This window comes from Vibrio ichthyoenteri ATCC 700023 (assembly GCF_000222605.1).
Taxonomy (GTDB): domain Bacteria; phylum Pseudomonadota; class Gammaproteobacteria; order Enterobacterales; family Vibrionaceae; genus Vibrio; species Vibrio ichthyoenteri.
The window spans coordinates 1-13,247 of record NZ_AFWF01000211.1 but is presented as its reverse complement, the minus strand read 5'-3'; the positions used below and the strand labels follow the sequence as shown (position 1 = coordinate 13,247).

8 protein-coding genes and 1 pseudogene are annotated in these 13,247 nt (G+C 44.3%); 3 read left to right on the top strand and 6 right to left on the bottom strand.

What is annotated here, in order from left to right:
- Positions 1 to 621: 621 nt before the first annotated feature.
- Positions 622 to 1,629, bottom strand: coding sequence for a tetratricopeptide repeat protein (locus RH85_RS14930; protein WP_006713537.1), 1,008 nt, complete (start codon positions 1,627 to 1,629; stop codon positions 622 to 624).
- 683 nt (positions 1,630 to 2,312) lie between these two features.
- On the opposite strand from RH85_RS14930, the gene RH85_RS14920 reads away from it, so the two are divergent.
- Positions 2,313 to 3,701, top strand: a complete 1,389-nt coding sequence (locus tag RH85_RS14920; protein ID WP_006713535.1) for an NfeD family protein — start codon at positions 2,313 to 2,315, stop codon at positions 3,699 to 3,701.
- Between the two features lie 9 nt (positions 3,702 to 3,710).
- Complete coding sequence (locus RH85_RS14915; protein WP_006713534.1) at positions 3,711 to 4,487, top strand: slipin family protein; 777 nt, start codon at positions 3,711 to 3,713, stop codon at positions 4,485 to 4,487.
- 69 nt (positions 4,488 to 4,556) lie between these two features.
- On the opposite strand, the gene RH85_RS14910 is transcribed toward RH85_RS14915, so the two are convergent.
- Positions 4,557 to 5,552, bottom strand: coding sequence for a succinylglutamate desuccinylase/aspartoacylase family protein (locus RH85_RS14910; protein WP_006713532.1), 996 nt, complete (start codon positions 5,550 to 5,552; stop codon positions 4,557 to 4,559).
- Between the two features lie 120 nt (positions 5,553 to 5,672).
- Positions 5,673 to 7,205, bottom strand: coding sequence for a putative basic amino acid antiporter YfcC (gene yfcC, locus RH85_RS14905; RefSeq protein WP_006713531.1), 1,533 nt, complete (start codon positions 7,203 to 7,205; stop codon positions 5,673 to 5,675).
- Positions 7,206 to 7,582: 377 nt separating this feature from the next.
- Between yfcC and RH85_RS14900 the strand changes: the two genes are divergently transcribed.
- Positions 7,583 to 8,809, top strand: a complete 1,227-nt coding sequence (locus RH85_RS14900) for a DEAD/DEAH box helicase (RefSeq protein ID WP_006713530.1) — start codon at positions 7,583 to 7,585, stop codon at positions 8,807 to 8,809.
- A gap of 89 nt (positions 8,810 to 8,898) precedes the next feature.
- Here RH85_RS14900 and RH85_RS14895 read toward each other — a convergent pair whose 3' ends face one another.
- The 3 genes and pseudogenes from RH85_RS14895 to RH85_RS23045 all read right to left on the bottom strand — a co-directional run.
- Positions 8,899 to 9,891, bottom strand: a complete 993-nt coding sequence (locus RH85_RS14895; protein WP_006713529.1) for a 2-hydroxyacid dehydrogenase — start codon at positions 9,889 to 9,891, stop codon at positions 8,899 to 8,901.
- 376 nt (positions 9,892 to 10,267) lie between these two features.
- Positions 10,268 to 12,142 (bottom strand): toxin-antitoxin system YwqK family antitoxin, encoded by a 1,875-nt coding sequence (locus RH85_RS14890; protein WP_241210405.1) that lies wholly within the window; start codon positions 12,140 to 12,142, stop codon positions 10,268 to 10,270.
- Between the two features lies 1 nt (position 12,143).
- A pseudogene (locus RH85_RS23045) lies at positions 12,144 to 13,247 on the bottom strand (hypothetical protein); the annotation flags it as partial.

Sequence of the window (13,247 nt, the reverse complement as noted above, 5' to 3'; positions counted from 1 at the left end):
TTCTAAGTGTTTTTAATTTCATTAAATAGAGCCCACTAAACTTTAGTATTATTTTGAGCAAAGAAAAATATCAAAGCGACAGTAAGCGCTCAACCAAATTAATATAAAAACAGGAGCTCAATCATATTTAAAATTATTCTTAATAAATTGGTCAAATTTAATTAAATTTTAAAATTAACATAAATAAAACCAATAACCACCATTGCCGCACAAAACAAACCACCAACAATGATAAATAACTCAACAACACCACAATAAAAACTCTAGTTATTAGTTTTTTGTAAATTATTTCATTACATTAACCACAACCAATAAGAGCTCAATTTATAATCAAGTTAAACACCTCGAAATATTTTTAGAATGAAAACCACCAACATTGATAATATATTTAGCTCGTCACGATAGAAATATTTAATTACCCATTACGAAAGCAAAGTAAGGTTGCTCTTTTATATTTAAATTATTGATGACTATTATTAGCCACATTAAACGATGGATTTATCTGCCATACCGATTCCGCGTATGTTTAGCAATATCACCGTTATTCCAGTTTATTGAAGCATAAAAAAGCGCGGACTAGCCGCGCCTTTAAAATCTCATTAATATCAGCTAGAGAATGGCTTACCAAATCTCATCTAACAAAGAATCCCGTAGCTGCTCAGCTTCTGCTATCTTGCTACTCGACATTTGAGCTTTTACTTCTTTAACATCTTCAACGGCATCGCTGTAACCGTATTCCACCGCCACTTCAAACCATGCTAGTGCTTTGGCAAAGTCACTCCATGTACCGGTACCATTTCGATAAGCATAGCCAACCGAATATTGGCTATAAGCATGTCCTTGCATCGCAGCTTTATGATAGAACGCAAAAGATTTTTTAAAATCTAGCGTCTTAAAACCGCAAGGCTTTTTATATTCATCATAGGAATTGATGTCGCCCATTTTCGCTAAGGAGAGAGTATGGTCAGCTTGTTCAATCGCCGAATTGAATAGTTCCATTGCTTTAACGCAGCTTTTGGTCACCCCCTCACCATTAAGGTATGACACGCCAAGATTGTACATTGCGCTCTCATCACCCAAATTAGCCGATTGCTCGAACCAATATGCGGCCTTACTGTAATCTTGGCCAATACCCGCGCCATCATTGTAAGAAAACGCTAATTGATACATAGCATCAGAATAGCCAGCTTCAGCCGCCGCGCGGTAGTATTCGTTACCCTTAACCATATCCGCTACCGTACCTTCGCCATCAAAGTACATCACGCCTAAACTATAGAGTACGTAAGGGTCTTTGCCCGCTTCCGCTTTATGATACCAAGCAAGAGACTGTTGATACTCTTCTTCGTCATAGTAATGATCCGCCATTGCTATGATCGCTTCTTGATTGCCCGAATCAGCTACGGTTTTCAGGTATTGGTAACCACGGTCGACGTTTTCTTGCATCATTGATTCATCAATCAATAAACTCGCCGCATCCATCAATACTGTTGGGTCTTGAGACGTTTCAGCCTTCTGGATGATCGCAAGATCATCGTCTTCAAAAACTTCCATACTAAGGTCGTACGCCATTACATTTGCCGAAACCAGTATCGACAATGACGTCAACAAAGTACCACTGTGCTTTTTCATAACATCCTTTCTATCTAAGAGCTTGATTTGTGAGGACTATAGCAAAATGGTTCATCATGAGATGATGAGGGGATCACGAAAGTTTGAATTGGACGACGTTTTGTGGGCAGAAAGGAAATATCAATCGATAAGCAGGTTTCAAGAGACACGTTTTAGCGACGATCAAAGCTAGAGTTTTGGGCAAGCCAAAGTCTTGATCGTCGCCTTAGACAAAATCGAATGATTATGAAATGCCAAATAATCGATAGACCCAAGTCACTTGACCGTACGAAATCAGGTCAAAAATGGTAAGAAATATGGCGGTAATGATCGCCAATTTAATTAAGCGCTTAACAATAAACATGCTGCATCCCAAATGATTATGCAATTACCTTAACAAGGGTAAAAGTTCGCATAGATTTTAGCACAAACAAACGCCTCTAATGAGTATCTAATTGATCTCGTTATTGCTTTAGCGACATCGCGCTGATCTAAAGCAACCTCAATTGTTCCAAAAGATCCTGCAATAACGATAAACATCGGTCAAGAGCTTGTTCTTGTACCGGCCGCTTTACACCTCAATGTGGGGTTAATTATCTTAGCGACCTGTAAACCGCCTATACTTTAATGACAAAACTATCACTCCATTTCGGCCAACTTATAACCTTGGTTTTACCCTAGCCGTATCTAGTTGAGGAGGCAGCATGAAGCAACTATTGATGCTTTGCACTACCTTACTTTTATCCTTACAACTCTATGCCCAAACTGTCTGGGTTGTACCCGTTAATGGCGCTATAGGGCCAGCGACCAGCGATTACCTCGTGCGCGAAATCGAATTGGCGCAAACATCCGGGGTGAGCCTAATCGTCATCAAAATGGATACGCCCGGCGGATTAGACAGCGCGATGCGCGATATCATTCAAGCGATCACCACCTCCAATGTGCCCATTGCCACTTGGGTTGGACCTTCTGGCGCACGCGCTGCCAGCGCAGGCACTTATATACTGTTAGCCAGTCAAATTGCAGCAATGGCCGAGGCAACCAATTTAGGCGCTGCAACACCGGTTCAACTCGGTGGCGTTAAGCCGCCGGGAGCAAGCGATGATTCCGCTGAGCCAAGTAACCTCGATCAACAAGATCGGCAGCAAGAGAACAAACCAGCACCAAACAAGGCTGAACAAGTGCCCGCCAATACCGCAATAGAGAAAAAAGTCATCAATGATGCTCGCGCCTACATCAAAGGCTTAGCGAGATTGCATGGTCGTAATGCTGAGTGGGCGGAAAAGGCAGTCAGTGAAGCGGCCAGTTTAGATGCCACAGAAGCCCTATCGCTTGACGTGATCGATTTTATCGCCAATTCTCCGCAAGCTCTGGTTAGCAAAGCCAATGGACGGGTTGTTAACGTGAACGACCAACCAATCACGCTGACGTTCAACAACCCGGTATTCCAACAGCGTCAACCCGATTGGCGTGCGCAAATGCTCGCGGTCATTACCAATCCCAATGTCGCTTATATCTTAATGCTAATTGGTATCTACGGCTTGTTGTTGGAGTTCTATAATCCGGGCGTAGGATTACCCGGCGTACTTGGCGGCATCTGTTTGCTGTTGGCGATGTATGCATTACAAATGATGCCGGTCAATTACGCCGGTTTAGGCCTATTGTTGCTTGGCATTGCCTTGATGGTGGCAGAAGGTTTTAGTCCTAGCTTTGGTGTGCTAGGCCTTGGCGGTGTGGCGGCCTTTGTACTGGGATCAATATTTCTCATGGACAGTGATTTACCCGGCTTTCAAATTGCCCTACCGCTTATCTTTGGCATTGCCGCTTTTTCATTAATGTTAATTGTACTGACTATCGGCTTGTTGTTGCGGATCAGGCGCAAGGGTGTCACAACCGGACCGGCCTCTTTCCCTGGTAAAATTGCAGTGGTTACAGATGACTTTCACCAAGGTTCCGGTCGAGTTCTATTGGATGGCGTTTTGTGGTCGGCATGCAATAACGATCCAACTATTTTGAAACCCGGTGATAAGGTTGAGGTGAAAAAAATCACAGGCTTGACCTTAACTGTTGAGCGGTTACGCCCACAAGATTAGGAGTCGATTATGATGATTTATACCGTAGCGGTGATTCTAGTGCTGTTGTTTGCACTGGCCACACAAGTGTTTAAAGTTCTGCGTGAATATGAACGCGGCGTGGTATTTTTTCTTGGTCGCTTTCAAGAAGTGAAAGGACCCGGGTTGATTATTCTGATCCCCTTTATTCAACAAATGGTGCGAGTGGATTTACGAACCATTGTGCTGGATGTGCCAACGCAAGATCTCATCACCCGAGATAATGTTTCGGTTCGCGTCAACGCTGTGGTCTATTTCCGGGTCGTTGACCCACAGATGGCCATCAACAACATAGAAAGCTATAGCGATGCCACCAGCCAGTTATCGCAAACCACTTTGCGATCTGTGCTCGGGCAACATGAGTTAGACGAATTGCTCTCTGAACGTGACCGTCTAAATAAAGACTTACAGCTAATTTTGGACCAGCAAACCGACGACTGGGGAATCAAAATCGCCACCGTCGAAGTTAAGCATGTGGATCTCAATGAAAGTATGGTGAGAGCGCTAGCTAGGCAAGCTGAAGCGGAGCGTAACCGTCGAGCAAAAGTCATCCATGCGACCGGCGAATTAGAAGCCTCTGGAAAACTCAAAGAAGCCGCAGAAATGCTTAATGAAGCACCGAACGCGTTACAACTACGTTATATGCAAACACTCACCGAAATTGCTAACGAGAAAACATCGACCATTATTTTTCCTATGCCAATCAACTTGGTCGAAACATTAAGCGAACTAGTGAAAAAGCCTAATGGTGACAACAACAACAGTTAACAAATTTAGACAACACATATGAAAAAGGCCTAACGATGTTAGGCCTTAAAGCTTTGCAATCCAAGCGATCTATTTGATCAAACGAACGATCAACGAGCCAGGAGCGCGAATTGACTCCACATTGTGACTTAAAACGGTGCCATCACTTGGTGCAAAGTAGCGTTTAAGCTCATCACCAAAACTGTCATATTGAATCGCAACCAAATCCCCCACTTGTACGCTATCCATCATGCACACTTGCGGCAGCACAAAACCACCTACTTCCGCACGAATGCTGACGATATCCGTCCCTTCAATACATGGCACAATGGTGTCAACCTCACCCTCAATGACTTGGTGACGTTTCAATATATTGAAAATGCCCCCCACAGTACGTTGAATCAGAGGCAAGTCGGTATAACGTCCCATGCCAACTTCAATAGTAATGCTTGGGATACCGCTGTTATTCCACACCGTTTCAAGCACCCCGGCATCACCTGGGTCATTTAGAATCGCGTCGGGGTTAACTAAACGTGCCATTTCGAGCGCCGCTTCAAGACGGAAATCGGCGAACACATAAAGTGGATACGTTGTACCAGTCGTTTGCGTATGCAAATCAATCGCAAGCTCAGCATTAGGCTTGAGCAAATTATTCCACAGAGCAAACAAGAAGCGGCTAGCTTCATTACCATTTATGTCGCCTGGGAAAAAACGATTCAAATTAGTCGGAGAGCAGTCTGGATCAACTGAGAAGAAATCACGACTATGGTGCAACATACCCGTTAAGTTAATCATAGGTACAATGGTAACCGTCCCTGCTAGCTCCTTCGCCACCAATTCACGCGCAGTTTGTTGTGCGGCTAATACACCATTGTATTCATCACCATGAACACCCGCGGTGATCATGATTTTTTTGCCCGGCTGACTGCCTTTAAAGACCAACACAGGTAAGTGCTGCCATTGTGATAGCGCGTTGGTGGCAATTTGGAACATAAATTTATGCTCACCCGCTGGCAAATCTGCCACATCCAATGATTGAATGACGCGATGACCTTGAACAACGTCATTGAGATACTGTGTAGCCATAGAATGGTTTCTCCAAAAAGTTGAGAAATCCTAATAAGGAATAAACGAAGAAAAATAGTAAGGTGCTAAAAACAAAAATGGCGAGATTCACTCTCGCCATTTTCTAACTAAGGTCGCTGATTAAGAGAAGCCTAACAACTGAGCCACGACGACTACGACACTTGAGATGGCGAATAATAACAGCATGAAGCGCCAGCAGAATTTCGCCCAGTCACCCCAATCGATACGACAAACGCCTAGCGTTGCCATCAACGGCGCTGATGTTGGTACGATAACGTTTGTGAAGCCGTCACCAAGTTGGAATGCCAATACGGCAACCTGACGTGTTACACCTGCGATATCAGACAATGGTGATAGCAGTGGCATTGTTAATGCTGCTTGACCTGATCCGGACGTTACAAAGAAGTTGAACACCGATTGGAACACATACATTAACCATGCAGAAGCAACCGCAGGCAAGCCGCTTAACATACCACCCGCACCATTTAGGATTGAGTTCAGTACGCTCGGCTCTTCAGAAGAACCGCCGCCAAGAAGCAATAACACACCTTTTGCACAACCAACCAACAGCGCAGGTGCGAGCATAATACCTGCACCTTCTTTAAATGCCGCCGCTGCATCATTGAGAGTCATGCCATTAAGACGGAACAAAGTACCGATAATTGCAACGACAAAACCCATCGTAAAGAATTGAGACGCGATTTCTGGAATGTACCACGCGTGAACGACAACGCCCCAAACGACCCAAAGCGTCGACGCGATAACGGTCAGGATAACCAGTGTATCACCGAAGTTCCAACGAGAAGCCGTTTCAGACAGCTCTTGGCTGCGGAAGTGTACGTCAGTACGACGGCTGTATGATAGCTCTGGATTTGCTTTGATACGTGCCGCGTAAACCATGGTAAACGCAATGCCAAGCAACGTGAAGCCAGCCCAGAGGCACATACGAACGGTCATACCAGAAAGTACCGGTACGCCTGCAATACCTTGTGCTATTGCCACAGAGAACGGGTTCATCCACGAGGTCGCAAAACCGATCTGAGTAGCAATGTAGGTCACCATTACCGTAGTAATACCGTCGTAACCAAGGCGAACCATCAATGGCGCGATAATAATCGCAAATGCCACCGCTTCTTCGCCCATACCGAATACGGCGCCACCGAGAGAGAAGAGTAGAAACAATACCGGGATGAAAAGTGATTCATTACCTTTGGTCTTGTCGATAAGGCGTAAAATACCGTTGTCGATCGTACCTGTGCGCATTACTACGCCAAATGCACCACCAATCACCAGCATAAACATGATTACGCCGATCGCACTACCCCATTTAGAGCCTGAAACTAGACCTTCAAACGGGAAGTTCATTAAGCCAATACCGCCACCAGATGCAAATAAGCTTACTGTGTTATAGACAAGCTCGCCTTTATCGTCGGTTGCGTAGGCAAATGAGTTCGGGTCAATAACTGTACGTGTCTTTTCAGCACCATCGACCATGTATGTTACCTGCTGGCTATCAAAAGATCCGGCAGGAATTAAGTACGTAAGAATCGCAGCAAAGATACCAACAAAAAATATTAAGATAAGGGTATCTGGCATCTGCCAAGATTTCTTCGTTACAGCCGAGTCCGCTGGCTGTGCATGAGAGTGAGACATAACTTATTTCACTATAATATTTGTAGAGCATGAAATATCGTAAAAACAGAATAAAAAGTCAATATATATAAATATGTCAGATTATTAATTCACCATTAATGACTTTAATTACTACATCAGCCCAAACAATCGAAAACGAGCAGCCATACAAACCAAACAAATCCGTAAACTTTGCAACAATTAAACTCCTTTCGCGAAAGCAGTCATTATCCACCGATTTTTGTTGTGCTTTGATAGCAAAGCACGTACACACCACGAACTTACTGCGATAGAAATATACAAGCTTATCGCTGCGCTTTAATCCAAAAGATAATAACGATGTACAAGCGTATTTTGCTTGGTATCCTATGCACCAAACGATTTAACGACATCAGAACATGCTATTTACCGAGCTTAATCTCAGCGCCAACCTTACGGCGGCAATATCGAATCAATTTATCAACGCGACAGCGATTCAGTCGGCCGTCATTCCTGCTGCATTGGCAAACAAAGATATTCTTGCCATCTCGCAAACGGGCAGTGGTAAAACACTTGCGTTTGGCCTCCCTATTCTCGAAAAAGTGCAAACACAGCGCTCAGTAACTCAAGCAGTGATTCTGGTGCCGACACGTGAACTGGCGATGCAGGTAAACGATGCGCTGGTGGAACCGGCCAAGGGATTAAACATACGCAGCCTAGTTGTTTGTGGTGGTGTTGATAAAGAATCTCAAATTAAAGCGCTACAATTGAACCCAGAGATCATCGTTGCAACGCCAGGCCGCCTGCTCGATTTGCTCAATGAAGAGCAATTTGATGCGGCGAGTATCACCACTCTTGTCTTAGATGAAGCCGATCGCTTGGTGGATATGGGATTCTGGAATGACGTACAAAAAATCGTCGCTTATACACCAGTAACTCGCCAAACAATGCTGTTTTCAGCCACTCTATTACCTGAGTTAAAAGCCAGCATGGATAGCTTGTTGACAGCACCAAAGGTAATCGAAGCCAATCAAGCCAATAGCGTTGTGAGTGAGATTGAAGAAATTGCTTATTTAGTCAACAAAGGCAGTAAAGCCAATGTTCTGATTGATCAGATAAAACAGCATAATTGGAAGCAAGTGCTGGTATTTATTGGCGCGAAAGACAATGCCGATGCCTTGTGCAAAAAGCTGGATAAAGCAGGTCTGACGGTAAGTGCGTTACATGGTAACAAAACACAGCTTGAGCGAGAGTCGATCCTCGCAGAATTCAAACAGCAAAAGACTCAAATTTTAATCGCCACAGACTTACTCGCGCGCGGTATACATATTGACCAACTACCGGTCGTAATCAATATTGAACTGCCCTCCAATCCAACCACCTACGTACATCGTATTGGTCGTACTGGCCGTGCAGGAGAAAAAGGCCTGGCGCTTTCGCTTGTGTGTCATGGTGAAAGTGACTATCTAGCAGCTATCCGTCAATTGACGAACCGCCCGCTACCACTGGAAGAGTTGGCCGATTATCCGGTCACTGATAAGCCATCTAGTGGCGCCAGTAAACGAGCACCAAGAGACAAACAAGCCAATCGCCGTACCGCAAAGAAAACCAGCATCAAACAATTTGGCAATAAAGCTAAACGCTAAATTTATCTCGCAAAACAGTCAGAGGGCTAAATTATGTCAAGCCCTCTAACTTATTGAGATGTAAACGCCTCCACCGCTAAAAACTAACTCTAGGCCAGGTAATTAGCGCTGGGCTTATGGTTAATAAAACTATCTATATTGTCTAGAGTGGTTTCCGCGATATTGTTCAGCGCATCCACAGTGAGAAATGCTTGATGGCCGGTAAAAATAACATTGTGACAGGCCGATAAGCGTCTAAACACATCATCAACAATAACGTCGTTAGATTTATCGTGGAAAAATAGGTCTTTCTCACTCTCATATACATCTAACCCTAGAGAACCAATACGCCCCTCTTTTAGTGCCTCTATCGCAGCCAATGAATCAAGCAATTCCCCACGACTGGTGTTGATGATCATCACCCCTTGTTTCATACGGCTGAAGGCTTCACCATCCAGTAGATGATAATTATCTTTGGTCATCGGGCAATGCAGTGAGATCACATCTGACTGCTCAATTAAGGTCGATAAATCACAGAAATTCGCCCCTAATGAGGTCGCAACTTCACTCGGATAAGGGTCGTAACAAAGTACATTCATGCCAAGTCCCTTTAAGATACGAATTACTGCCAAACCAATCTTGCCAGTACCGATTATGCCTGCAGTACGGCCATGGAAATTAAAACCAACCAAACCTTCTAATGAAAAATTCGCGTCTCGAGTGCGTTGATACGCTTTATGAAAACGACGATTTAACGTCATCATAAGCCCAACCGTATGCTCAGCGATTGCTTCCGGTGAGTAGGCCGGCACTCTTGCAACCACCATCCCGAGCTCTTTAGCGGCGGCCAAATCAACATTATTAAATCCAGCACAACGCAACGCGATCATTTTTATGCCTCGTGAAGCTAACTCTTCCAGAACAGGGCGAGAAAGATCATCGTTAACGAAAGCACACACAATTTCACAACCCTTCGCCATTTTTGCGGTTTTTTTATTCAACAGAAAATCATAGAAATGGAAATTGACATCGCGATGCAGACTCGCGTTTTTAAAAGAAGATTCATCATAAGATTTCGAACTAAAGAAGGCTATGTTGAGCATGGCTGTATCCTTTTAATTACTGTTAGTCGGCGGGACTGAGTTGGACCAATGCAAGGCGTCCACACCTATCAATTTGATGATGCGTTCAAGTTAGATCGTTTCAGTGTTTGATGTCAACGCGCTCGGCTCATTAGCTATTTTATCGACATCAAACCACGATTGTTTTGCCACTCCTACGTATTCCTACCGACTAAGATCATGCGTTGACCACTATTTCAGTAAGGTGGCAATTAAAGATAAGCAGTGTGAGATTGAATTGAATTGAATTGAATTGAGGATAATGCCCAAGAGCAGTAGCCAGTCTATGGATTTCACGCTTAACCTAGCAGAGTGAAAGCGCTAACCAACAGCGTTAGCGCTTCATCTACGCGAATCTTTACCAGGTTATGCTTGCACTTTCTTGGCTTTGGTAGATTTGGCCGTCAGTACCGTAGTATTCAAACTCTCCAACAGGCTCGTCATCTTTATAATGCTCAATACGTTTAAGTGCACCATGCTCTTCGAATATGTAAAACGCGCCCTGCTTACGTCCTTGTTGATCGTATTGCTGGCGACCTAACTCATAGCCCGCGGCTGAATGGGCGAACCACTTGCCCACTTTCTTACCCTTTCGATATTTTCCTGACCAAATCACCACATCAAATTCATACTCTTCTTGATGTTGCCATTGACCTTCGCGCAGGTCATTGAGGTATTTTCCTTTCGCCAGCAAAGCGCCCGTTTTCGCGTAGTTTTCGGTGTAACCATGTTGCTTACCGTTACGGTAATGCTCCCATGTTAGACGCTTACCATTGGCATCAACTTCACTAACTTCACCATGTAATTGACCTTTACGGTTATAACTCTCGCTGCGAGTTAATCCGTTATAACGATGCTGCCAAACTCCGGTTTTTTTACCTTTGAAATAGGTACCGTTGTCGATCAAGTTACCTTCTAGACTCACCACTGAATACTTGCCGCTGCGCACTCCGTTTTGGTAGTGTGTCGTTTCAAGATTATCACGGTAGGTATCTAACGTCACATAGGCGTTGTGGTATTTACCATTAACTTTTTCAATACGTTGAATGAGTTTTCCGTGCTTATCAAATTTTTCATTCAGTCGCCATTTTCTCTTGGTGTCAGTCTGCTCGCGCGCCACAAGGCTGGAATCACGATATTTTTTCTCATCGCTGCTACGTTGTTTTTCATGGTAAGTAGCAACATATTGATACGTCATTACGCCATGCTCATCAAAACGAGTTTCAGCGGTCTTGTCCCTATGCTCATTAATCTGACTATCGCTTTTAACGACATCTGGCAGATCATAAAACGTCAACTGTCTTCCTTGACGTCGTCCTTCAACATAATTTTCAACGCTTTTAGTATTACCAGAGTCATAGTAGTGCGTGACAACGCCATGCGCTTTTCCATCAACATTGTGACGCTCTGAACGTAGCTGATCTTGACCATACCAAGAGCGCTCAAGGCCATTCTTTTTGCCATTTTTAAAAGTGACCTCGAGCTGCAAAACGCCATCTTCCTGATACGAAAGGGCCACGCCAGTTGGTTGATCATTGAGGTAAGTCACCTGATAGGAAATCTGCCCATTTTCGTAATAGTTTGTATGTTCACCTTGGCGCTGACCCATAGCTCGGGTGGATAATTGCCTTAAGCTGCCATCTCGATAGAAGGTTTTCTGAATACCATGAGCTTTGCCATCGATAAAACGATGCCTCTGCCACACGTTACCATCTTCATAATAGTGAACATCTTCGCCCACTCGCTCACCACCCAATATGGTGTACTCTTCTTCGACAGCGCCACTAGGGTAAAAGCGTCGGCCTACGCCTTCTTCTTTGCCAGCGACAAAAGTCGCCTCTTGAGTTAACACCCCTTCGTCATTGTACAGGCGAGTTAACCCTTCATATTGTCCTTTGGCATTACGACTACCGGTCGATAGAAGATGCCCATTGTCATGATAGATTTCATACTCGCCCACTGATTTACCTGTAGAAATATCACCGCTGTTAAACGTCCCTTTAAAATTGACAATGTTTCCACCTTGAAAATAGACCGTAACCGGCCAAACACCCTGTTTTTCAGCTAGAGGTTGAGCAAGATAATAACGGGCTTGCGCTTCTGTTTTTACGATATTCCAATCATCATCAAGCCAAATCGGCGAGTCCGTTTCCGTTGTATTTGCGGCTAAAGAGCTTGATAGCGTCAACAAAGCAATAAGAAACGCTAAGCTCATATAAATACGATGCATCATCTTATCCTTGTGGTAGTGCTGGGAATTGAATAACAAACTGCTTCTCAAGCCGCTCACCTTCTTGCATGGTCAACAATTCAACCCGAGAGATAACACCTGACATTTTTAAATACCCCCGATCAAACAGCACTTCAGAAATGGGCCTTTCATTGGCACTAAGTGCGTTTCCGTGTTGATCAATGGGTTGTAGCTCTTGACCATACTTATCATAAACTCGATAACTATCGAGAAACTGTTTAACCGTTTGCTGAGCGTCAAAGTCCACCACTGAATTGACATCAAGTAACCATGGTTTTGGGCTTGGCGGTAACGCCACATCGACCCAAGCCGCTTTTCCTTCACAGATCAAACGTGTTGTGATCTCTAAGCCGTAAAAATAGCGTCTTACACCATCTTCCGTCATTAATTGGTAGGCAACGGTATTAGGTTCGATGCTGACAGGTCCGCCAGCCAAGTCATTATCGGTCAATGCTTGCGGTCGCCATGCCAGAGGTTTACCACTGATTTTTGGACCATTTTCGATGTTAAACTGGCAAGCAGACTGCCACTCTATTGGCAAGCTTACTACCGCATTTTGGCTGGATTCTGTGGCGATACGAAGATCAGCATTAATATCTAATGGCGGCGTTGACCTTTTTTGCTCAGTGTCAGCAAGTTGCGACAAAGAGCCTTGATCAGGCATCATCCCCATCGGCGGCATTTCTGCACTGGATAAAAAGCGTTCCTTATCCCAAAACACCACTTCGCGAGTAAAACTTGGATCTTTATCTTGGCTATGAACGATAAAAATCAATTCTTCAGGTTCTTCAGCTAACTTTAGCCAGTACGTTCTAGGCGTCATGGTGATAGGCTGCGATTGAGCAAGCAATTGACGACTGCCTGGCGAGAGCCAATCTGGGCCAGCTTTCACTGGCGAATACCCCTTCTGTCCTTTAACGCCACCGATACCAAAACCAAGCCACTGCTGCTCAGTGTTATAATATTCCACTCGGTATTCGTTATCTGCTCCAGCCACTTTCTTCACCGTGACTTGCAAATCACCCACTTGATAACTCTGGCTACTTCCACCCTGCCATTGGACCTTTACAATATCCATACTGGCTTC

Bases quoted from the DNA above. Each gene is read 5' to 3' on its own strand.
- RH85_RS14930 (WP_006713537.1), bottom strand. From the start codon at position 1,629: ATGAAAAAGCACAGTGGTACTTTGTTGACGTCATTGTCGATACTGGTT.
- RH85_RS14920 (WP_006713535.1), top strand. From the start codon at position 2,313: ATGAAGCAACTATTGATGCTTTGCACTACCTTACTTTTATCCTTACAA.
- RH85_RS14915 (WP_006713534.1), top strand. From the start codon at position 3,711: ATGATGATTTATACCGTAGCGGTGATTCTAGTGCTGTTGTTTGCACTG.
- RH85_RS14910 (WP_006713532.1), bottom strand. From the start codon at position 5,552: ATGGCTACACAGTATCTCAATGACGTTGTTCAAGGTCATCGCGTCATT.
- yfcC (WP_006713531.1), bottom strand. From the start codon at position 7,205: ATGTCTCACTCTCATGCACAGCCAGCGGACTCGGCTGTAACGAAGAAA.
- RH85_RS14900 (WP_006713530.1), top strand. From the start codon at position 7,583: ATGCTATTTACCGAGCTTAATCTCAGCGCCAACCTTACGGCGGCAATA.
- RH85_RS14895 (WP_006713529.1), bottom strand. From the start codon at position 9,891: ATGCTCAACATAGCCTTCTTTAGTTCGAAATCTTATGATGAATCTTCT.
- RH85_RS14890 (WP_241210405.1), bottom strand. From the start codon at position 12,142: ATGATGCATCGTATTTATATGAGCTTAGCGTTTCTTATTGCTTTGTTG.